General features: G+C 35.6%; 18 protein-coding genes and 1 riboswitch. Of the genes, 6 read left to right on the top strand and 12 right to left on the bottom strand.

Annotated elements, in window-relative coordinates:
* Nucleotides 1-12: 12 nt before the first annotated feature.
* Genes opp4B through BBS29_RS00195 form a run of 3 tightly spaced genes read right to left on the bottom strand, consistent with a single transcriptional unit; the run spans nt 13 to nt 2963 of the window.
* A complete protein-coding gene (opp4B, locus tag BBS29_RS00205; protein ID WP_068127828.1) occupies nt 13-975 on the bottom strand; it encodes an oligopeptide ABC transporter permease in 963 nt (320 codons plus the stop codon).
* Complete coding sequence (locus BBS29_RS00200) at nt 976-1917, bottom strand: ABC transporter ATP-binding protein (RefSeq protein ID WP_068127825.1); 942 nt, start codon at nt 1915-1917, stop codon at nt 976-978.
* Nucleotides 1917-2963, bottom strand: a complete 1047-nt coding sequence (locus BBS29_RS00195; protein WP_068127821.1) for an ABC transporter ATP-binding protein — start codon at nt 2961-2963, stop codon at nt 1917-1919. The genes BBS29_RS00200 and BBS29_RS00195 overlap by 1 nt, the downstream gene beginning before the upstream one ends.
* Before the next feature lie 242 nt (nt 2964-3205).
* On the opposite strand from BBS29_RS00195, the gene BBS29_RS00190 reads away from it, so the two are divergent.
* Entirely contained in the window at nt 3206-3400 is a 195-nt protein-coding gene (locus tag BBS29_RS00190) for a DUF2929 family protein (protein ID WP_068127819.1), read from the top strand.
* 72 nt (nt 3401-3472) lie between these two features.
* On the top strand, nt 3473-4963 hold the full coding sequence (glpK, locus tag BBS29_RS00185) for a glycerol kinase GlpK (protein WP_068127817.1): 1491 nt from the start codon (nt 3473-3475) through the stop codon (nt 4961-4963).
* A 39-nt stretch (nt 4964-5002) separates the two neighbouring features.
* Here glpK and clpB read toward each other — a convergent pair whose 3' ends face one another.
* Nucleotides 5003-7594 carry an ATP-dependent chaperone ClpB gene (gene clpB / locus BBS29_RS00180; protein WP_068127815.1) on the bottom strand — a complete coding sequence of 864 codons (2592 nt, stop codon included), beginning with the start codon at nt 7592-7594 and terminating at the stop codon, nt 5003-5005.
* A gap of 172 nt (nt 7595-7766) precedes the next feature.
* On the opposite strand from clpB, the gene BBS29_RS00175 reads away from it, so the two are divergent.
* Nucleotides 7767-8600: an undecaprenyl-diphosphate phosphatase gene (locus tag BBS29_RS00175; RefSeq protein WP_068127812.1), complete on the top strand. Its 834-nt coding sequence runs from the start codon at nt 7767-7769 to the stop codon at nt 8598-8600.
* A 492-nt stretch (nt 8601-9092) separates the two neighbouring features.
* On the opposite strand, the gene thiT is transcribed toward BBS29_RS00175, so the two are convergent.
* Nucleotides 9093-9641: an energy-coupled thiamine transporter ThiT gene (thiT, locus tag BBS29_RS00170; protein WP_068127809.1), complete on the bottom strand. Its 549-nt coding sequence runs from the start codon at nt 9639-9641 to the stop codon at nt 9093-9095.
* A gap of 29 nt (nt 9642-9670) precedes the next feature.
* A riboswitch (TPP riboswitch) is annotated at nt 9671-9758 on the bottom strand.
* Between the two features lie 90 nt (nt 9759-9848).
* Nucleotides 9849-10157 (bottom strand): metal-sulfur cluster assembly factor, encoded by a 309-nt coding sequence (locus tag BBS29_RS00165; RefSeq protein ID WP_068127807.1) that lies wholly within the window; start codon nt 10155-10157, stop codon nt 9849-9851.
* A gap of 102 nt (nt 10158-10259) precedes the next feature.
* Between BBS29_RS00165 and BBS29_RS00160 the strand changes: the two genes are divergently transcribed.
* Genes BBS29_RS00160 through BBS29_RS00150 form a run of 3 tightly spaced genes read left to right on the top strand, consistent with a single transcriptional unit; the run spans nt 10260 to nt 13263 of the window.
* Nucleotides 10260-11090: a Cof-type HAD-IIB family hydrolase gene (locus BBS29_RS00160; protein ID WP_068127805.1), complete on the top strand. Its 831-nt coding sequence runs from the start codon at nt 10260-10262 to the stop codon at nt 11088-11090.
* 1 nt (nt 11091) lies between these two features.
* Nucleotides 11092-11934 (top strand): DegV family protein, encoded by an 843-nt coding sequence (locus tag BBS29_RS00155; RefSeq protein ID WP_068127802.1) that lies wholly within the window; start codon nt 11092-11094, stop codon nt 11932-11934.
* A 3-nt stretch (nt 11935-11937) separates the two neighbouring features.
* On the top strand, nt 11938-13263 hold the full coding sequence (locus tag BBS29_RS00150; RefSeq protein WP_068127799.1) for a CoA-disulfide reductase: 1326 nt from the start codon (nt 11938-11940) through the stop codon (nt 13261-13263).
* A 16-nt stretch (nt 13264-13279) separates the two neighbouring features.
* Here BBS29_RS00150 and BBS29_RS00145 read toward each other — a convergent pair whose 3' ends face one another.
* From BBS29_RS00145 to BBS29_RS00120, 6 genes are all read right to left on the bottom strand, one after another.
* Complete coding sequence (locus tag BBS29_RS00145) at nt 13280-14683, bottom strand: alpha-amylase family glycosyl hydrolase (protein ID WP_068127796.1); 1404 nt, start codon at nt 14681-14683, stop codon at nt 13280-13282.
* A gap of 123 nt (nt 14684-14806) precedes the next feature.
* Nucleotides 14807-15187: a YisL family protein gene (locus tag BBS29_RS00140; protein ID WP_068127794.1), complete on the bottom strand. Its 381-nt coding sequence runs from the start codon at nt 15185-15187 to the stop codon at nt 14807-14809.
* Nucleotides 15188-15199: 12 nt separating this feature from the next.
* Nucleotides 15200-16090, bottom strand: a complete 891-nt coding sequence (locus tag BBS29_RS00135; protein ID WP_068127791.1) for a fumarylacetoacetate hydrolase family protein — start codon at nt 16088-16090, stop codon at nt 15200-15202.
* A 65-nt stretch (nt 16091-16155) separates the two neighbouring features.
* On the bottom strand, nt 16156-17223 hold the full coding sequence (locus BBS29_RS00130) for a DUF418 domain-containing protein (RefSeq protein WP_068127787.1): 1068 nt from the start codon (nt 17221-17223) through the stop codon (nt 16156-16158).
* Complete coding sequence (gene addA, locus BBS29_RS00125; RefSeq protein ID WP_068127784.1) at nt 17198-20746, bottom strand: helicase-exonuclease AddAB subunit AddA; 3549 nt, start codon at nt 20744-20746, stop codon at nt 17198-17200. The genes BBS29_RS00130 and addA overlap by 26 nt, the downstream gene beginning before the upstream one ends.
* On the bottom strand, nt 20739-24266 hold the full coding sequence (locus BBS29_RS00120; RefSeq protein ID WP_068127783.1) for a PD-(D/E)XK nuclease family protein: 3528 nt from the start codon (nt 24264-24266) through the stop codon (nt 20739-20741). Before BBS29_RS00120 ends, addA begins: the two co-directional genes overlap by 8 nt.
* Between the last annotated feature and the right edge of the window lie 14 nt (nt 24267-24280).

Below are 24280 nucleotides of genomic sequence, written 5' to 3'. Positions count from 1 at the left end.
GTGACACCCTCCTTATTTAATACGAATCCTTGGATCGATAATACTTAAAATAATGTCAGATAATAATGTACCAACAATTGTTAAGAATCCATAGAATAAAATTAATACGTTCGCAACACTGAAGTCACGCGTTGAAATTGATTCTAAGAATAAGCGACCCATTCCTGGATACGCGTAAATCATCTCGATGAAAATCGAACCACCAAGTAATCCTGCGATTTCATAACCAAAGAATGCAGCGATTGGGATAATCGCGTTTCTGAAAATATGTCTTCTATACACTTTACTTTCAGATAAACCTTTTGCACGTGCAAGTGTAACGTAATCTTTTTGTTTCGTTTCAATAATACCACCACGTAAGTACTGAACCGTACCAACGAGTCCAATTAAAGCAATCGATAGGGACGGTAATATTAAGTGGTGTATTTTACTAATGAAGTATTCTATCGTCCATGGTTCTACATTCGGGTTCACTGAACCTGAAGTTGGGAACCAACCTAAATTAAATCCGAATACTAACACCATAAGTAAAGCGAACATGAATGTTGGTGTTGCGAAACCTAAGTATGTGTAACCTGTAATAACGTTGTCTAATAATGAATCGTTATAACGACCTGATAACATTCCTAATGGAATACCGAGTAAGTAAATTAAAATTGTAGAGAATAATGATAACCAAACTGTGTTCATTAAACGGTCACCAATAACATCTAATACTGGCTGTTGTTTAAAGTACGAACGACCAAAGTCTCCTTGAAGCATGTTGAATACCCAGTCTCTATATTGAATATACCATGGGTTATTTAGCCCCATTGCCTCACGTTGTCTCTCTAATGCTTCTGCAGAAATATTCGGGTCTAATACCCCACTTAACGCATCCCCTGGCATTAAACTTGCGAGGAAGAAAATTAATAAACTCAGCAAGAATAATTGTGGTAATGCAATTAAGAATCGTCTAATAGTAAATTTGATCATTTAATTTTTACCTCCTTCTGGCGGTAAAGCGACTCTATGATTCTCAGAAATTTCAACGAGAGGGAAAGGCTTACCATCTTCATCTAAATAATCTTGGAAATGATTCTCATATTCTTCTTGAACTTCTTTACGTTTACGTAAGTTCTCTTCGATATTATCCACGTTTACATCCGGAATTGCAGCAATTAATTTTTTCGTGTAAATATGTTGTGGATTTTTAAAGATCACTTCGGCTGGACCTTCTTCTACAAGTCGGCCTTGATACATAATTCCAATCCACTCACACATATGTCTCACTACCCCTAAGTCATGGGCAATGAATAACATCGTTAAATCCATATCTTGCTGGATTTCCTGCATGAAGTTAAGTACTTGTGCTTGTACCGATACGTCTAATGCCGATACCGGCTCATCAGCGATAATTAATTTCGGATTTAACGCGATTGCACGCGCAACACCGATACGCTGACGTTGACCACCAGAGAATTCGTGTGGGTACTTGTAAATTGAACCTGGTGGTAAGCCAACACGAGAAAGCAGTCGGAGCACTTCTTTAATTAACTCGTCTTTTGATAACTTCTCGTAGTTTTTAAGAGGTTCAGCAACGATATCAAATACACGTTTACGTGGGTTTAATGATGAGTACGGGTCTTGGAAGATCATTTGAACGTCACGACTGACGTCTACTTTTTTACCACTGTTTAAGTGTTTACCTTCGAAGTAAATGTCCCCACCACTAACTTTATTTAGTCCCATAACAGCTTTACCAGTTGTCGTTTTACCTGAACCGGATTCTCCAACTAAGCCGTATGTTTTTCCTTTTGGAATTTTAATCGTTACGCCGTCAACTGCACGGACGTAATCCTTTGTCGTATTAAAGAACCCACCTTTAATTGGGTAATAGACCTTTAGGTCGTTAATTTCTAATAAGTATTCCGCCATTACTCATTACCTCCTTGGTGCAACGCTCCAAACTGTTCCTCTTCTACTTCTTGAGTTAATTCAGCTGAAGAATCTAAGTAGAAGTGTTTATAGCACGTACATCTTACAAAATGTCCGTCTTCAACTTCACGTAACTGAGGATTCTCTTCGTGAGCCGACTCGTCAATCCATGGAATACGTGGTGCAAATCGGCAACCTGTACGATCCATCTTATCAAGTGCTGGAACTACACCTTGAATGACGTGTAATTTATCCCCTAACATATCTTCAGATGGTAACGAGTTGAGTAAACTTCTCGTATACGGATGAAGTGGGTTTTTAAACAATTCTTTAACAGGTGCCATCTCCACAATTTGACCTGCATACATAACAGCAACTTTGTCTGCCATTTCTGCAACGACACCTAAGTCGTGAGTAATTAGAAGTACACCTGAACCTAAGTCGTCTTTTAGTTCACGAATTAAATCTAAAATTTGTGCTTGAATCGTAACGTCAAGAGCAGTTGTCGGTTCGTCAGCGATTAATAGCTTTGGCTTGTTTGCGATTGCAATCGCAATAACGACACGCTGTCTCATCCCACCAGATAATTCATGCGGATATGCTTCAGCGACTTGTTCTGCTCTCGCAATACCAACACGTTTTAATAACTCGATTGCATAAGCTTCTCTTTCGTTTTTCTCTTTCGTTTTATGAATTGTTAAAGTTTCTATAATTTGATCCTTTATTCTCATTAAAGGATTGAGCGCTGTCATCGGGTCTTGGAAAACCATAGAGAATTCGCCACCGCGAATGTTATTCATTTCTTTCTCGCTTGCTTTCAAAATATTCTTATCTTCAAAGAATACTTCACCTTCAACACGCGCGTGTCTATGTAATTTCATAAGAGAAAATGCTGTCGCACTTTTCCCTGAACCTGACTCACCTACGAGAGCGAGTACTTCGTTTTTCTTAATATCGAACGAAACATTATCAACAGCCGGGTAGTATTCCCCTTTAATTTTAAATGATGTCGTTAAGTTCTTTACTGATAGTAATTTTTCATCCATATTGTTCACCAAACTTCCTTTCATGATTTTAAAGGATATGCAAATAAGTTGTTTTTAATTGTAAAGACAATTGTAAGATAAATCAATATTATCATAAAATTTAATAAATTCTGATACGTTTTTTAAAAAATTGCCTTACATGTAAACGCATACACATATTATACTCTATGTTGTATACTTTTTGAATGATTTATTGTAAAATAAATATTGAAAAGAGAATTAAATTATTAGGAGTGTCTGATTTGAGATTTGTAATCACGTTCATTTGGGCATTTTTGCTCACTCAAATGATTAACTTTATCCTAAACAGTTTAAGTGGTGGCGGACAGCTATATCCTGAGATTGGATTATTATTTGCTGTGCTTATTACATTAGTCGTATTCTTCTTAGATATCGTCATGAAGCCTCGCCATAATTACACTGAGGACAAGCAGTAATCTATACTTACTAGAAGGCTCTATTAATAGATAGAGTCTTTTTTTCTATCATTATTTAAAAGAGGTGACCGAATGAGTTACATATTATCAATCGATCAAGGAACGACATCTACACGTGCAATCCTCGTCGATAAAAAGGGAGACATTAAAGCGACATCCCAAATGGAATTTAAACAATATTTCCCTAAATCTGGCTGGGTAGAACATAACGCAAACGAAATTTGGAGTTCTGTGTTATCTGTGATCGCTCAAGCACTCGGAGATAACAATTTAACAGCCGATATGATAAAAGCAATTGGTATAACAAACCAACGTGAAACGACCGTCGTGTGGAACAAACACACTGGTCTTCCGATTTATAATGCAATTGTATGGCAATCAAGACAAACTGATGGAATTACCGAAGAGTTAAGAGAGACTGGCCATGAGGAACTATTTAAAGATAAAACCGGTCTTATATTGGACCCGTATTTTTCAGCGACAAAAGTTCGTTTTATACTCGATAACATTGAAGGCGCACAAGAAATGGCAGAAAATGGTGATTTACTATTTGGAACGATCGATAGTTGGATTGTGTGGAAATTAACATCTGGTAAAACACATATTACAGACGTCACAAATGCAAGTCGTACGATGTTATTTAACATTCATACGCTCAAGTGGGATGATGAGATTTTAGAAATTCTAAATATTCCTAAGAAAATGTTGCCTGAAGTAAAATCTTCTAGTGAAATTTATGCGTATACGGATACAAATCATTTCTTTGGTGCTTCAATTCCAATCGCAGGAATCGCTGGTGATCAGCAAGCGGCACTATTTGGTCAGACATGTTTTGAAGAAGGAGAAGCAAAAAATACTTATGGTACAGGTTGTTTCCTACTATTAAATACAGGCGAGGAAGTGCCCGCTTCAAACTATGGATTAATATCTACTATCGCATATCAATTAAAAGATGAACCTGTTAAATACGCACTGGAAGGATCGATATTTGTCGCGGGGAGTGCCGTTCAGTGGTTAAGAGATGAAATGATGTTCTTTGATGATGCGGCAAAAAGCGAACAACTCGCAACTGAAATTGATGACACGGATGTCTATGTCGTTCCTGCGTTTACAGGACTCGGTGCGCCATATTGGAATATGCATGCACGCGGGGCGATGTTTGGTATCACTCGCGGCACGTCTAGAGAAGACATTATACGTGCGACGTTAGAATCACTCGCATACCAAACGTATGACGTTCTAAATGCGATGCGTAAAGATAGTAAGACTCAAATCAAGCAGTTAAACGTCGACGGCGGTGCTTCTGCAAATGACTTTTTAATACAGTTCCAGTCGGATTTACTTGAATGTACTGTTGAAAGGCCAAAATATTTAGAGTCAACTGCACTCGGAGCAGCATTTTTAGCAGGACTCGCGGTTAACTTCTTTGAATCTAAAGAAGCGTTAAAAGATTTAAAGTCAATTGATCAGGCGTTTCATCCTCAAGAAAATAAAGAAAAAATCAACAAGAAGTACGACGGATGGAAACGCGCAGTTAAAGCGACAGAACTATTTTCAAACTAAAAAAACTCTATTGAGATTTTCCTCAATAGAGTTTTACTTTTATTGTAAGTCAAATGTAAATGTGCCGTCTTTTACGTCGATATCGACGTGTAGACCTTCTTCTAAGTTCGACTCAATCATTTTAATTGCGAGTGGTGTTTCAATTTCACGTTGAATGTAACGTTTTAATGGTCGTGCACCAAACTCTGGTTCGTACGCTTCTTTAACGATATATTTTTTAGCATCTTGTGATACTGAAATACTCATATGTTGGTCACTTAATCGTACATTTAATTCATCGACTAACTTATCGACGATACCTGTCATATTTTCTTCAGTTAATGGACTAAACATAACGATGTCATCCATACGGTTTACGATTTCTGGTTTAAAGTGCGTTAACACTTCACTCATAACGACTTCTCTCGTTTTATCGTTAATTTCTCCACCTTGAATCATCGTATCGAGTAGATAATGTGATCCTAAGTTCGATGTCATGATGAGAATAGTATTTTTAAAATCAACAGTACGACCTTGAGAATCTGTCAGTCTACCGTCATCCATAATTTGAAGTAAGATATTAAACACATCTGTATGTGCTTTTTCAACTTCATCTAAAAGAATCACCGAATACGGATGTCTTCTCACTTGCTCAGTTAATTGTCCACCTTCTTCGTATCCAACGTATCCTGGAGGCGCTCCGATTAATCTAGACACTGCGTGTTTTTCCATATACTCACTCATGTCGATACGAATCATGTTGTCTTCACTATCAAACATCGTTTCAGCAAGTGCTTTTGCGAGTTCTGTTTTACCGACACCTGTTGGTCCTAAGAATAGGAAGCTACCAATTGGACGGTTTGGATCTTTAATACCTGCTCTTGCACGAATAACTGCGTTAGATACGAGTTCTACCGCTTCATCTTGACCAACGACACGCTGATGAAGTAATTTCGGTAAATTAAGCAGACGATCTTTCTCTGTTTCAACGAGTTTTGTCACTGGAATTCCTGTCCATTGTGATACGATCATACCGATTTCTTCATCTGTAACAACTTCACGGATAATACGGTCTTTACCGTCTGTTTCGTCATGAAGTTCTGCTTCAAGAGCATTTAACTCTGCTTGAAGTTTCGGAATAATACCGTGCTGAAGTTCAGCAGCACGCTCTAATTGATAGTTGCTTTCTGCTTCCTCTAATTCTTGGCGCGCTTTATCGATTTCTTCACGTTTACGAGATACTCCGCTAATTTGCTCACGTTCACGCTCTACTCTTGCAGTTAGAGATTGTTGTTCTTCTCTCGCATCAGCAAGTTCTTTTTGAAGTTCTTCTAAACGTGCTTTAGATACTGGGTCGTCCTCTTTTAATAATGCTTGTTCTTCGATTTCCATCTGCATTACTTTACGATTGATTTGGTCGAGTTCAGTTGGGTTAGATCCCATTTCTGTACGAATTGTTGCACTCGCCTGGTCGACTAAGTCGATGGCTTTATCTGGTAAAAATCGTTCTGTAATATATCTGTCTGACAATTCTGCTGCAGCAACTAACGCACGGTCTGTGATTCTTACCCCGTGGTGTACTTCATAACGTTCTTTTAGTCCACGTAAAATTGAAATTGTGTCGTCGACTGTCGGTTCGCTAACGAGTACTCTTTGGAAACGACGCTCTAATGCTGAATCTTTTTCAATATATTCACGGTACTCATTTAACGTCGTTGCACCAATCATATGGAGTTCACCGCGTGATAACATCGGTTTAAGCATGTTACCAGCGTCCATTGCCCCATCTGTTTTACCTGCGCCAACGAGCATGTGTACTTCGTCGATGAATAATAAAATTCTACCGTCTGCTTCTTTGATTTCTTCTAATACTGCTTTTAAGCGCTCTTCAAATTCACCACGGAATTTTGCTCCTGCAACGAGTGCTGCTAAATCTAATTCAAAAATTGTTTTATCCTTTAATGAATCTGGCACGTCTCCACGAACGATACGCTGTGCGAGCCCTTCAACGATTGCAGTTTTACCGACACCCGGTTCACCAATTAATACTGGGTTATTTTTACGTTTTCTACTTAATATACGAATCGTGTTACGGATTTCCTCATCTCTACCGATCACAGGATCCATATTACCTTTACGTACTTCTTCGACAAGGTCACGACCGTATTTTTGTAATACTTCATATTGAACTTCTGGATTTTGAGTCGTCACGTGTTTTCCTCCTCTAATCTTTTTAATAATCTCTTTTACGATTGTATCTTTATTTCCAACTTGTGTTTTTAATATGTCGTCTACATTTAATGCTGCGAGTAAAAGATGTTCTTGAGAAATATATTCATCGTTCATATCTCCCATTACTTTTTCTGCTTCACTAATTACACGACTAAATCCTTGAGACATATATTGCCCATACTGGACATTGTCCCCTTCTACTTTGTTAAAACTTTTGAGCTTTTCATCATATTGTTTAATTAATTCATCTACATTAATATTTGCGCGTTGTAAAATATCTTTTGCCATTGAATCACTGACTGTAAATAATGCTTTTAATACAGCAGCGAGTTCGATCGTTTGAATTTTATGTTCAACTGAAATTTGTTGTGCACGTTCGATGATTGACTGCACTTTAAAAGTCATTTTATTGATATCCATTTCCTCACCTCAAGTGTTTGACCAATTTTGACTATACTTATATTATACATCGTTATATTTTAATTTCAAGCGTTTCACTCAAGTTTTTGACCTTTTTTGACTATTTATTTTCGCTTTATTTATATATCACTTTGTACTATAGTTGTAATATTGATTAGGAGGACTTTAAATCATGGATATCGATATAATAGAACTGATTAAATATATATTCTTAGGGATATTACAAGGGTTAACCGAACCAATTCCTGTCTCTTCGAGTGGTCATTTAGTGATGGCGCGTGAACTTTTTGGAATTGAAGCGCGTGGTTTATCGTTTGAAATATTTTTAAACACCGCTTCACTCATTGCAGTGTTGTACATATATTGGAAAGATATTTTTGAAATTGCGAAAAACTTTTTACGATATGTATTTAAAAAAGATAGAGATATAGAAGCAACGACGGATTTTAAATATGTTATTTACTTAATTATCGCAACAATTCCTGTTGGAGTTTTAGGATTTTTACTAAAAGATGTTATTGGAGATAACGTATCGATTGGATTTGTTGGGTTAATGCTTCTCGTTACAGGGACTGCTCTATGGTTTATAAAAAATAAATCAGGTGTTAAACGTGACGGTGAATTAACTGTTAAAGATTCCATCATCGTCGGTCTCTCACAATGTGTGGCGTTAATTCCAGGAATTAGCCGAAGCGGTGCGACACTCGTCGGTTCGATGGCAGTTGGACTTGAGAAGAAAAACGCATTAAGATTTGTATTCTTACTATATATACCAGTGTCACTTGGTACGGCAATATTATCGATTTCAGATATCGCGACTGATCCGATGCTCGACACACTACTCGTTCCTTACCTTGCATCATTCGTCGTTACAATAATCGCGACGTATATCGGGTTTAAATTACTAGAAGGTGCATTAACGAGTGGTCGCCTCATATATTTCAGTTACTACTGCTTCGCAGCAGGTATATTTGCGATTATGTACCAATTTATCGTGTTATCGTAAACGAGTGATTGCTTAATTTAACGCAAAATGCTTTTGTGTAAACGACCACTCGATTAGTTTGACAATTACGCGATTTGTGTTAATGAAACAGAGGCTCGTTTAACGCAAATCGAATTTACGTTAAAAGATGAAAAACAATTTTACACAACACGTAATTACGTAAACGGCCATGCAATTAATTTTACGCAAATCAAAATTCACGAGGTTTTTCATCTGAAGATAGGTCGGAGATGTGCTGAAGGCGCCGTTAGCACATTTAATTTAACGCAATTCGTTTTTCTGTTAACGAGAACTCTATTTCGTTCATGCATTTTACCTATTCGTTAACAAGATGAAGCACGCGTTTACGCAAAATGACTTTATGTAAACATCTTAATCATTTCATGAACAAAAAGAATCTAAACGTCAACGAAAAATAAAAGTCGTTCATGTAAATCTAATTTACGTTAAAATAAAAAACCAGCCGAACTTTTTAAGTTCGACTGGTATTTTTTATCTTTCTTCTGGTACAAATAATCGCTTTGCGACTGAGTATAAAATAATAACAATTGCTATACATACTGTCGTATTAATTAAGAACGTTGTACCATTAGCAATTAAGCTATATAACCAAGCTGGTTGGCCTTCTGGTGCGTAAATCCCCCAGAAAATCCACCCTGCAAAAAAGTGCATCGTGTAACGTAACAGAATCGCTAAAAATGAAAATGCAACAATTGATACTAAGTTTTTATGTTTAGATGCAAGTCCAGCAACTCCGAGTATACCGAATGCGAGTGGATATTCTAAAATAAATTGTACCGGATGTATGTAGTTCCCTGCCGCATCTCCTGTTACAATTTGTAAAATCGCCCAGATTAAACCTCCGAGCACACCTGCGCCGACTCCACGTCTGATCGCAAGAATTAAAATTGGTACCATTGAAAAACTAAAACTGTACGGACCAATTTTAAATGCAGAATCGATCCAGTCGATTCCCATACTTAATGCAGCTAATATCGCAATCTCCATCATCACGACTAGCTTGTCATTAGACCTTGTCATAAATACACTTCCTAAAAGTTTACTTATGAATCAATCGCGTATCATATTCCTTCGCGAGAATTACCTCAACAGGTTCTAGGGTATTATCTCAGCAATTATGCACCCCTTATGATTCATAGCAATTAATAGTATATTGTAAACACGCTTTCCTATCAACTCTATTTTAGAAATTAAAAAACGCTCAACGTAATGTTGAGCGCTTAAATATTATGATACACCTAAAGCGATTTTAGCATAACGTGACATGTTGTCTTTTGACCATGGTGGGTTCCATACGATTTGTACGTTAACATTTTTAACTTCTGGCAACTCGAGTAATGACTCCTCTACCATTTGAACGATCTCTGGACCCATCGGGCACCCCATTGACGTAAGTGTCATTTCAACACCCGCATTACCATCTTCATCTAAAAACACACCGTAAACTAAACCTAAGTTTACAATATCTATACCGAGCTCTGGGTCAATAACGTTTTCTAACGCACCGAGCATGCTTTCTTCCATTGCTTTATCCATTTTCTGTCACCTCGCATATATTATCGTATATTCAATATAACAAATATTAAACAACTAGTGAATAATAATGCTATTATTAAAGTAGTCGAAAGGATGATTTTCATGAAACCGTATCTTATATGTTTAGATTTAGACGGCACGTTACTCACTGATGAAAATACAATTGGAGACTATACAAATCGTGTCGTTCAAGAATTAAAAAGACAAGGACACTACGTCATGATTACTACGGGGCGACCGTATCGTGCGTCAGTTCCTTACTATAAAGAGTTACGATTAAACACACCAATCGTTAACTTTAACGGTGCATTCGTGCACCACCCATTAGATTTTGAATTTAAAACATTACAAGAAACATTACCTCAAGATGTTATCGAGGATATCGTCGTACATATCGATAAATACGACATTAAAAACATTGTCGCAGAAGTTCGTGATGATTTATACTTCCAATATCACGACAGCGTCTTAATGGATGAGTTTTATATGGGAGACCCTAAAAAAGTCGCAGGTGACTTACGTGATAATATGCCAGAAGAAGCAACGTCACTTCTCATTAAAACAACTGAAGACCGCATCGATTATATTCGTCACGCATTTGATAATGTGTATGCTGAAACACTTGCACATAGGCAGTGGGCACCACAACTTGCGATCATCGAGATTATCAAAAAAGGTGTCTCAAAAGCGACAGGTATCAAATATGTATTAGATGCTTTAAACTTAGATGAGTCTCGTACAATCGCATTTGGAGATGAAGACAACGATCTTCAAATGATAGAGTACGTCAGTCATGGTGTCGCTATGAAAAACGCCATCGATGAATTAAAAGATATCGCGAAAGACGTCACACCGTATGATAACAACAACGACGGTGTCGGTCGATATTTAAACGATTACTTTAACTTAAATATAGAATATAAGGAGTCATAATATGAAATTATTAGTAGATAGCTGTTCAGACATCAGTTTAGATTTTGCTAAAGAACACCAGTTATTTTTTATACCACTTAAAATCAACGTCGATGGTAAAGAATATCTCGACAAATACGAAATTTCAAGTGAAGAAGTATCAAAAGCAGTCGATGATGGCATTCGTCCACTGACGAGTCAAGCAAACCCTGAGGAGTTATACAACCATTTTAACGAAGCTTTAAAAGAAGACTCGACGATTATTTATTTATCGTTTTCAAGTCAATTATCTGGAACGTATCAAAGTGCGAACATCGCGCGCGATATGATTTTAGAAGAGCGTGACGACGTTGATATTACTGTCATCGATTCGTTAAGTGCCAGTTACGGTTATGGACTACTCGTTGAACGCGCTACAAAATATGTAAATGACGGTTTATCTAAAGAAGAAGTTATTAAAAATATCGAAAGAGATAAAGCACACATTCGTCATTTATTTACAGTATCTGATTTAGATTATCTCGCAAAAGGTGGTCGTCTCTCTAAAGGGCAAGCATTTTTAGGTAGCCTTTTAAACATTCGCCCGCTTCTCCATGTAGAAGACGGAAAACTCGTACCGATTGAAAAGTATCGCGGAGTGAAACGCGTTTTAAAACGTATGGTTGAACTTATGAAAGAAGAAGGTGCAGCGACTGAAGTACACATTACTCATGCTGACAACTTAAAAGATGCAGAAGCGTTAAAAAATCTAATTTTAAAAGAGACGGATTTAACGAACGTTCAAATTTCTAGTATCGGTCCAACGATTATCTCACATACTGGGAACGGAACAATTGCACTATTTTACTTTACTGAAGGAGTGTAATATATGAAACTTGTCATAATCGGTGGATTATCAGGTGGAATGACGGTGGCAAGTCAATTTAGACGACTCGATACAACGAGCGAAATCGTTGTATACGATAAAAATCCATTTGTTAGTTTCGCAAACTGCGGCTTACCGTATTATTTATCCCGTGAAGTGAGTGAGAGATCTGATTTAATCGCGCGTACTCCTGAACAATTAAAAATTCAAGGCATCGATGTGCATACTGAACATGAAGTCATTTCAGTAAACGATAAGGAAAATTATGTTACAGTTAAAAATTTAAAAACAGGAGAAACATTTGACGATTCATACGACAAATTAATAGTATCTCCTGGCGCACAAGCGAATGAAATAGACGCAGTAAAACACGCGCCCCAATCATTTGTACTCCAGCACTTACATCATTTAGATCTTATCGAACAATATATTACTGAACATGATGTCAAACATGCAGTTGTAATCGGTACAGGATTTGTTGGTCTTGAAGTGTCTGAACAGTTATGTAAACGTGGCCTTGGAGTAACAATCCTCCAACATAACGATAGAGTATACCGCACAATTGAAGAAGAGTTTAGCGAACCGATTAAAGAAGAGATGGATAAAAATGGGATTCGATTAGTTCTTAACAGTGAACCTGTAAAGTTAGATGGAACAAAGTTAACATTAAATAGCGGTGAAGTCATCGATGCAGAACTCATCATTCAAGCAATTGGTATTACACCACGCACAGACTTTTTAAAATCATCAAACGTCGTCATGAATGACGGCTATATACCAGTCGATGAATATGGATTAACAAACATCGATAATATTTACGCTATTGGTGACGCAATAGAAACGCATTATCAGCACGTACCACATAAAAAAGTATCTGTGGCGCTCGCTTGGCCAGCACATCGACTCGCGTACATTATCGCAAATCACCTTGCTGAAAACGATCAGTACAAACACGACGGATTACTTTCGGTATCTATTTTAAGATATTTCGATGTTGCTGTTGGTAAAATGGGATTATCATTAAAAGACTTAGAAGACGAAGACTACATCATCGTTGAGCAAACACAAAACAATAAAGCAGGATATATGCCAGGTGCAAAACCTTTATCTTTAAAAATTTACGTCGACAAAAACACACGTAAAATTTTAAGAGCATCCGGTATAGGCGAAGAAGGACTCGACAAACGTTTAGATATACTCTCAACACTCACACGTCTCGGTGGGACTGTTGATGATCTAATTAACATTGAGGTTGCATATGCACCTCCATTTAGTAGTCCAAAAGATATCGTCAATATGCTCGGATATAAAGCAATCGGGAAGCTATAATAGCTTCCCGATTATTTTATGCATTCTCTTTTCTTTTACTACGTTTTGCAACGATAAATATAAATATCGCAAATCCACCGAATATTAATAGACTTGAAATTAAGTACCAATGGTTTAGACCAGGTGATTCAATGACTGCAAATAATTCTGTTAACTCTCTGTCAATGACAGGGTATAATGAATTTCCGTGCGGTTGCACACGCTCACCAAGTAGTAACCCACTCAGTTCTTTTCCATCTTTTACATATTCATTAGTAATCTCTAATTTTTGCGTCTCACTCGTGTTGTTAATTTCTAATATAAAATCAACGTCGTCTGTTTTAAATAACACAGTATATAGACCGTGATCATTTACAATCGTTTCAGTGTCACGATTAAATAAATTAGGATGTTGAGTAAATACTTCAGCAGTTGTTTTCATAAACTCATGAACTTCTTTATCTGTCCATAAATTCATTTGTGGATGAATCGTTTCAAAATTATCCCCGTTTTGTGCAATTTCAGTTCCGTAAGTTACAAACACTGGTCCATCATGCGCGATTAAATACGGATATAACATTTTTACACGAGTCCCAGGGAAGAGATTGTTTTTAACTGAATATGACGTAAAACGTTCACTAAAGAAGTGATCCGCCATTAAAATTTCTTCGCTATTCGTATACTCAGGAATATCTTTATCGAGTCCACCGAATGCTTCTGCAATACTTTTTCGTTTTGAATCGTAAGCAGTGTAATCAAAGTTAGTAGCATCGACATCTTCACTTAAGACGACCGCATATGTTTTAATATCGTCTGGTAAAATTTCTGTTCGATTGACATTTTGTACGACGTACATACTGACGCCATCAATATCAAAGTTATTAACGAATTCTGTCATCAATTTTTTGTATTTTTGACGATTTTCTTCATTGTTAAAATCAATAAATTGACGGTCGATTAAATCGAAATATTCTTCCATAATCGGCGTCATATTTGGACGATCTAACGCTGTAAACTCATCTGTCGCTGTCGTTGGAAGATCTACGATCACTTTTAAATTTTTATCGTGAGCTTTACTTATAAAGTCTTTAAACTTCTCTTCTCCACCGAAACGTTCAGCTATTTTTGTGTAGTCCGTGACACTATACCCGAGGATGTCAGAATCGTCCATTTCAAATACTGGACTTAATTGAATCGTGTCAAACCCCATCTCTTTTATGTAGTCTAACTGATTCAGAATACCTTCTAAGTCTCCACCGTACGGTAAGAAATAATCACTATTTTGGTTATCAAACGAATCATTATCTTCATTTTTATTTAAAAATCTATCGATTACAATTGTATATACACGTGACGTATCGTCAGACTCTGCATAGACGTCACTTATATGTATAGATGAAAACATTAAGATAAATAACGTGACATATAAAAACTTCTTCAATCTACGTCCACCTTTCAATTATGTACTTTCAATTATACTGGATTTTAATTTTTTATGTATAGAAAAATAGTAAGTTCACTGATTCTACATAAAAAAACTGCAGATTGCTCTGCAGTTTTAATATTATAAAACACCTAGTGGTAAGTAAGAACCAAGTAGAACTGTAACGATAATTACGACAATCGCGATGATTAAAAGCATTTGTACGTTCGTTTCTTTTTTCTCACGAACGAGCGTCATTTCCATTAGAGCAATCGCTCCAAGTCCGAGTAATGCTTTTAGACCATACATCATATGACCGTTGCTTACGTTACCAATGATACTTAAGTTTTGAATGAAAATCATTACACCACTAAATAGTACGATAATGTAAAACAGTCTTAGTGTCATGTGTAAAATAAACGCTCTACGATTTTCAGATGTAGGATTTCCTTTGTATGAAAAATACGTAATTAGAAATAATACAAAAGCGAGCGCAATTGCTGTTAAGTGTAAATGTAACATCATGTGTCTCCTTTATTTAATATAAGTTGTTAATGTACCAATTCCATTAATTGATACGCGAACCGCATCGCCTGACTCTAAGAAATCAGGGTGCTCCATTCCTGCAGCTACACCTTCTGGAGTTCCTGTAGCGATAATATCTCCAGGTAACAGTTTCACGTACTTAGAAACTTCTGCAATAATATCTTCAACAGAAAGAATCATATCACGCGTATTACCGTCTTGACGAATCTCATCGTTCACTTTTGTAACGATCGATACGTTATTTAAGTTCGGTAATTCATCTTTAGTCACGATATATGGACCAACTGGTGCTGCTAAACTTTTCCCTAAGAAAAATTGTTTGAATGATTTTTGTAAATCACGTGCTGTGATGTCGTTTACAATCGTATAACCGTACACGTAATCTAGCGCTAAGTGTGGTTGAACGTTATGCGCTTCTTTACCGATTACAATACCGAGTTCACCTTCATAATCTAACTCTTCAGTGACGTCACTAAATGAGTCGATTGTACCTTCATCACCAACTAAGCTTGAATTTGCTTTAGTAAATACAGTCAGTGATACTTCATTATTTAACTCATCTGCATGTTTTTTATAGTTACGACCAAAACAAATCAGGTTGTTTGGAGGTGCAACTGGTGGTAAAAATTCGATTTCGTTAAACGGTGCTTTGTATAAATGGTTATTATCGTCCGCTTCAGCTTTTTCAACTAAAGTACGAACGATTTCTTGGAAATCTAACGTATTATATGTCGTAATTCCTTCTAGTAAAGTTTTTGGATAATCTTTTTCTTCTCCAAATTGTTCAAATAGTTTTGGTAAGTTCCAAGCACTATCTTCTCTTTTCACTTTCACTCCGTAAGTCGGATTGCCTTTATAAGTAAATGATAAAAATTTCATGAGACGACTCCTTTATCCCTTTTAATTAGTATAACAAAACATCGCTTTAATATCTTTAAAATTAACTAACGATTACTTTTAAAAATTTCTAAAAGTGTAATATTGAATTTATTTAATATAAGCATGATCGCATATAATACGATGAGTATTATAAATATAACCAAAACGAGCGTTGCTACTGTGACTTCTCCGTAATAATTAAATCCTATCCCGTAAAAAATTATACTCATTAAAAAGTTAAATACGATAAATAATAACAACACGTATTTCCCAGGAATTTCAAACAGTAGTGTCGCTAATTTTGGTGCTTGCTCGACCAGTAATATTATCGTTAAGAATAATGAAAATCCGAGCATCATACCCCCGATATTTTCGCCGATTAGTTTTCCACTTCTACTGCCTAAACTTAACACTTCGATCATTTTTATAAGAAGTGCACTCGTTAATACAACAAGTGTTAAAATATACCCTTTTGTTTTAAAGTACGTCTCGATATCGATACGTTCTAATATACTACCGATAAAAGTGAATGGTAGTGAGACGAACATAAACAGACTAAAGAAATCCATTGCACGGATGGAAGATACGTTTAATTCAATCATCGAAATGATATCTTTTTCACGGTATACTCCAAGATAATTATTCAGTTGTTGGATGCTTGAGTATATAATATCGTTCGTTGAAACGGACGTTAACGCTGGTATAATTGTCCAAACGACTAAATATAAAACTAATAATATAACAGCTGTAATTAAGCTTATTATTAATGAACTTTCTCTAAAAAATAAAACGACCATACCACTTAATGGGATGACAAATAATATAATAAAACCATTAAATAATACACTACATCCAAGTAATACTAAAAATACAAGAGATAACCGTTTTAAGACAGTTACCTTATCATATTCTTGCCTTGAAATGATTAACCCCGTCACAAGAGACAGAAGTGGTATCATTACCCCACTAAATATTAAATGGTAGAGCTGAAAAGATCTCAGCTCTCTACCATATAAATACTCGTAAGGATTTACGTAAATAATCGGAAGTAAATAATAAATCCCGACAGCAAACATTGTAAAAATAATTGTAAAACCAATGAGTGCATTATCCTTTTTGACAGTCATAGACATTTAACACTCCATAATTGAAATAATATAAGTACACATCTACTTGTGCGTTTAATGCGTGTTCAATTGAACGTCTATAAATATCCATCTGAACACTGTATCGCTCAATTAAATCTGCTTCTGATTCATTTGTAACTCGATCCGTTTTGTAGTCAATAATAATATAACGATCATCATGTTTCACTAAGCAGTCTACAATACCTTGTACCATCTTACCATTTACATCACTAATATCGATCGTTTTTTGACTCATTATAAATGGTAATTCTGTATAGTTTTGTAGAGACTCTTTAAATATAGATTGTATCGTTTTATCTTCAACAAATCGTAATCCATACTCCGTCATTCGTGCTCTATTCTCTTCAGTTACATATTCTAAATCTTTTGTGTAGTTATGAACGATTGCACGCACTAAACTTTCTTTATTGTCACTTTGAATAATCGAGTCTATTCGATGAACGATTTGTACCATCACTTCATGCATAATCGTCCCAAAAATCGGTGCGTCTTTTGTGTCATCTAAAAATGCAGGCTTTCTAAGTCGAACTTCTTTTTTGTAAATGTCCGTTCTTAACTCTGCGGTTTCATCGATCGTTTCGTTTCTGCGTTTAATTTCAGTGACAGAGTCTTTGACACTCTCTAAATAGTCGTCTCCACCTTTATATTGATAATTGAGTCGTTCAATAATTTCTGGTGAAGGATACACGCTATCCGTTAAATCAAATAAGTCATCAAGCGATAGACGTTCTGTCACTTCAGCAGTCTCTTCTCCATTATCGTAATACATAGATGTCTTAAAGTATGGATTATCTTTATTTGCAAATAAAATTGGAGCGAGTAATGTTCTGTAATCACTAGCGTTTAACCTGAATTCTTTTGGTAGTGGTACGTTCGGTTCTATTGAATCGATGTCAATGTCTTTAATTTCAAACACGTCTAAAAACGATGCGTTTTCTTCTTGATACGATTCGAACTTATCTAACGGTTCGTCTTTTAATAACGGGATGTATAAACATTCCTCTGCTCGTGTTAATGCAACATATAATAAGCGAAGTCTTTCTGAAATATCTTCTTTATGAAGCATATCTTTCATATATTCATAATGTAAGTTAGACTGTATAAGTTTATGTGTCGCGTCATAAGTTTTCATCGACACACCATACATTGGGTGAACGAGTATCGAATTATTTAAATCACGACTTCTTAAACTGCGCTGATTATTCACTAAAAAGACGTGTTTAAATTCTAATCCTTTAGATGAGTGAATCGTCATCACTCGAACGACATCTTCTTCCTCACTCACGACTTGCTCCTCACCAAAATCAACATTACGATCTGATAAGTACTGAATATAGTTTATAAATTCATACAGTGAATGGTAGTTTCTTTTCATAAATTCCATACTGTAAATCATTAATCCATTTAAATTCGCCTTACGTGTATCACCACTCGGAAGTCCAGCAAAGAATTCTATAATATCGTATCTGTCGTACATATATTTTATTAACGATGTGACCGAACGATATTTCGCTTCTTCTTGTAACAACTGTAATTCTGATAAAAGAAACTCAATTTTTTCTTTTGTTTCATCGTCTACATCATAATTTTTTAAAGACTCATAGAAATATCCACGTTTATTTTCATCGTTAACTCGTATTTTAGCGATATCTGTATTTGTAAAGTTAAAGAAAGGCATACGACACAGACCAACTAAATGATCGTCTTGAAGCGGGTTATCAATCACTGAAATAAAGTTCACCATCGTGCGTATTTCAAGCGTGTCAAAATACCCCGTATTATTTTCGTATACTAACGGTATGTTATATTCTTTAAATTTACTATGATACGTATCGATGGCTTGTCGTGCTGGTGTTAAAATTACGATATCTTTATAGTCGACGTTTTGTTCGCGTAACTCCAAAATTTTCTTGATGACGTAATTGATTTCTGCTTCTTCTTTAGAAAGTGCACCTTTTAAATATACGATGCCTTCAATTTCCGTTTGTACTGGCGTTTTATTTTTCTCAAGACCAACGTGTAACGCTTCGTTATCCGTATAGTCGATTTCACCGACATCTCGGTCCATGAGATGCTTAAAGATAAAGTTCGTCGTTTCTAACACGCCGATATTCGAACGGAAGTTTTTATTTAGCGTAATTAACGTACCAGAATCTTCTTGTTGGAACGCATCCATCTTTTCTAAAAAGAGTTTAGGTTCTGCTTGACGGAATCTGTAAATCGATTGTTTAACGTCTCCAACCATAAATAAGTTTCCGTCATGCGCATCACCAGATTTTAAACGCATAATAATCGATTCTTGTACTCTGTTAGTATCTTGGTACTCATCAATCATCACTTCTTTAAACTTATTCTGATACAGTTTACTAATCTCTCCATCGTTACAAGATAAAATATCAATCGCGTAGTGCTCGTAATCGTTAAAGTCCATCGTGTTAGATTCACGTTTACGTTTTCCATACGCTTCTATTAATTCCACTCCGAGCTGTATAAAAGTATTCCGTACACCGTTCATATTTGCCATTTCTTCTAAAAATGAATCTAACGTCATAACGCTTAATTCTATGACAGCTTTTCGCTTTTCACTCGTTTGATCAATCAGTTGACTAATATAGTTTTTATCCGCTTCATCTTCGATACTCTTATATACTTTAGTACTTCTAGGAAGCACTTTTTGATTTACTTCTGTTGAAGATGCAGTGTTATTTCTAACTTTTAAATGGATGGCTTTAAATTCATCCGCGAGGTTTTGTAATTTTTTAATTTGTGCATCGTTATAATCTAAGTCCACATGTACTGAAAATAAACCTTCTAGCAGCTGGTCTACCGCTTCAAGTGCTTCTTCGATTATTTTTAAGTTTTTGTCTTTATAGCGGTCGTAAATTTCCGTTAACATTTCGACATCTAACCACTCGTCCATTAACCCTTCTAAAAATGAAAGTGGATGTTCTGTCGCAATCGCTTCGTTATATAACTTTAATACTGCTCTTTTTAAATAATCGTTTTGTTTATCTGTAGATAAAAACTCCTCAAGCATTACAAAATTTTCATCGTTATCTTGATAATGTGTTTCAAGAATTTGATCTAATACATCATTTTTTAACGTCGCCGTTTCTTCGTTAGATAACGTGCGCATGTCTGGAGAAATACCAATCGTATTGTAATGGTTTTGAATTAAAAACTGACAAAAGCTATGTAGCGTACTAATATGTGCATCATTTACTTTTAATATCTGACTTTCTAAACGTTTCTTTTCGCTATCGTTTGTCGAGTTTTTTAAGCGATCAATTAATGCTTCTTCGAGCTTTGATTTCATATCTTTCGCACTTGCGTTTGTAAATGTCGATACGAATATTTCATCGATAGAATATGTATCGTTTAATATATTCGTAATAATACGCTCGACGAGGACAGCTGTTTTACCACTTCCTGCTGCTGCAGACACTAATACGTCACTACCTCTTGTATCAATCGCACGTTGCTGATCTATCGTAAATTGTTTACTCAACTGCCTCGCCTCCTCGCTTAATTTTCTCTACTGCTTCAGTTACTTCTTGCGAATCTTTATCAACAAAATCACGTTGGTTCATCATATAGTCGATGTTACATGCAGATTTAAATTTACAATAACGACAAGGTTCAAGCACGCCTTTCTCTAAAATAGGGTTTATTTTAACATTGCCGTCGTATATATCATCAACCGCATGTTTTACTTTCTCAACCGCATAGTCCTTAAAACGTTCATACATATCAATGGATAAGAATCGTGATTCTGATTGGCCACTTACCTTACCTTTTGATTTAAACCCTTTATAATAACCTCTAGGATCAGCTTCCGCTTTTAAAAGTGGTGATAGACTATCAAGAGTCGATGCTTCTAAATAATCCACGTCGTTTTCATTAACAACAATTAAACCGTTCGGTTTTAACTGATCTTCTTTTAGTTCTTTTAACATCTCTTCATACTTTTCAGGTGTTTTCGCAGTCAATAATTTATTTTGCGTTTGATTGTTAGCACTCGTTTTTGTAGTTACGACTGGATAGAACATCATCGTTAACGGCAGTACATTTTCTCCGAATTTATCAGCATTTGACTCAATAATATTCATATAAATAAATTGTTGAAGTTCTGTTCCGAGATATACGTCTTTTAAATCGAGGTCTTTAGTTTTACTTGATTTATAATCGATTAAAGAGATATAAGTACCATCTTCACGTACATTTGTATCAATTCGGTCGATAACTCCTCGTAGATTTACTATGTTTTTCTTTTCAGTCTCGAGTTGATACGCACCAAACAAATCGTTTTCGTGACCGAATTTTTCTTCTAAATATTGAATGTTAAAATTCGATGCCTCTAAATAACGTTGTAAGTTAATCACGACATCTGTGATTGTCTCAATACTTTTTAGTTTTAATATTCTATAGTATCCCGTATGTTCAAATATACCGTGAGAAATATTTTTAACTGCAGTATTCACAGACTCTGTTACTGCTTTGTTAATATCAGATGGTGTTTTTTCACGAAGTTCATAGTTAAAATGATTTTTCAACACATCTTCTATAACTGAGTGGTATAAGTTACCGAGGTCTACCGCTTCAAGCTTAAATTCTTCACGCTTATCGATTTTTAAACCATAGTCCATAAAGTGTTGGAACTGACAGTTATAAAAGCTTTGAAACCTCGATACAGACCCATTTAAAGTGTCACCGTATAATTCTGTCGCGACTGATGTATCGATTTTTTCACTTTCGTTTTTATACGATAACTGTCTCACTAACTGATTAAATATGTCTTTATGATTAACGTCATTTTTAAGCGCTTGAAGTGCTTCTAAAAACACTTTATCCTTAACACCTTTTGTCAATGTATCTTTATATTGTTTCGGTGTATTTAATATATTTCTTAAATGCTCAAGGAGTAAATCACGCATACTATTGATGCTGGAGATATTATATTCCACATCTCGAGTACCATATAAAGACGGATTGATAACCGGCATGTTTGAAGCGTTTTTTAACTCCTCAACAAACGGGCTAATTTTTGTCGGTTCATTTTTTAAATTACTCACCGCATAGCTAATGAATAGTCCATCCGTTGGACGCGTCACACCATGATAAAATACAAAGCGCTCATCTTGACGAAGTACTTCATCTCTAGGAGAGATTTGAATGTCGTTCAATTCAAACGCTTCTTTTTCTTCGTCTGTGATAATATCGTTATGACTCATATCCATCGGCATGACGTTGTTGTTCATACCGATCATAAATATATATTTTTTATTTTCAACTTTCGCAAGGTCCAGTAATCCAACAGTGACTTCATCGAGCGTTGCTGGTAATAAGTTAAATTCCGCTTCAAATAGACCTTCCATTAAGTTATCGACAAAGATGTTAAACTCAACCGTTTCTTCTCCATATACGATATTCGCGTCATCTAGAAGACCGATAAAGTGATTGTATGCATCTTCAGTTTCGTTTTGACGATTTTTGTTATCAATATCATCGATATGTCGTTCAAGTCGCTCTAATACACCATTTTCTTCTAAAAAGCGATATATAGTACGGATGTAATCAATCGCTTTTGCACCGTCGTTCAATTTAGTGTAAAAATTTTCTAATGCGCCGAGCACTCTGTTTTTATAGTCGAGCATCGCTTTGATTTTTAGTTCATCATCTTCAGTGAGTTTTAATTCTTTACCGTCGTCTCGTGTTTCTAGAAAGCGTCTAAATAAATCATCATTAAATAGTCCGGATTTATAATCGATTCCAGATTCTAATATGACGTTTTCAAAAAAGTATAATGCATCGTCGTCATTTTTATAATTTAAATAACCACTTTTCATAATGTTAATGATCGATTCACGCTTAAAATTTTGACGATAGGCGTTAAATACACTCATCATAAATTGTATAAATGGATGCTGCACCATTTTATACTTTTGATCGACTGAATATGCGATATCGAATTTCTCAAAGTAATATCGTAGTACTTCAATATAACTACTATCTCGATATAAAATACCGATATCTTTATATCGAACATTTTTTGTACGGACGAGCGTTTCGATTTGTCGCATCACTTCTTCGACTTCGACTCTCATATTTGGTGCTTTTATAAGTTTAACGCCGTCATTACTATTTATCGGTGTACCTTTACGTAGAAATCGTTCAACTTCGTATAATCCTTCACTATTTGCACGATAGTTTTCATGAGAAAATTCGATGACTTTAACTCCATCGCCACCAAACAATTCCTCTCTTTTTAAACTATCGATGACGTTTTCTGTCTTTCTAAAGAGCTCTAAATTATCCCCGCTATGCATCAGTAAAAGTGTAATGTCATCAGTAAATCGAGTGAGCGTCTTAATAAGTTGAAGTTCTAGTTCTGTAAAGTTATGGAATCCATCGATATAAATCGTCGCATGATTTAAACTTTCAACTTCATTCACATCAATTGTCTGTAGTACTTCTAAAAAATGTGGCATTAAGTTAATGTTTTCAATTGAATAGTCTTCAATCGTATCGATCCATGTACGATACACTTTTACGAGGTCTTCATACTTCTCTTTCGTTCTGTTGTCTTTAAATGTTAAGCTCTCAATATCATCAGCACTAATATCATAGTTTATAAACTCTTGTATCGTCTTTAAAAGCTTTTGCGAGAATTTTATATATTGCCTTGAATCTTTATAGTACTTTAACGTGTCGGGTTCAAACTGCTCAAGGATTTTATGTATAAGCATAATATGTCCGACTTCACTAATACGATTTTTTTCTCGATGTCCAATTTCATTAAAAACATGCCAAATAAAACGAGAGAAGCTTAAGACTGTCGTTCTTAAACTTCCTTTGTACGTTTTATCTTCATCTGTCGTTAATATTTCTTCATACGTTAAAGTGTTTTGCGTTGGTGTTATGATATAAATTCGATGTCCAAGTGGATCATTATCCGTTTTCTCATTAATTTGTCTAAACATCTCTTTAGATTTACCGGCACCACTTATACCTGTCCATACTTTAATCATCGTATACCTCCTAA

Origin of the sequence: Nosocomiicoccus ampullae, assembly GCF_001696685.1 — a bacterium.
Lineage (GTDB): Bacteria > Bacillota > Bacilli > Staphylococcales > Salinicoccaceae > Nosocomiicoccus > Nosocomiicoccus ampullae_A.
The sequence above is the reverse complement of the archived record's forward strand: the minus strand, read 5'-3'. Positions and strand labels throughout refer to the sequence as shown.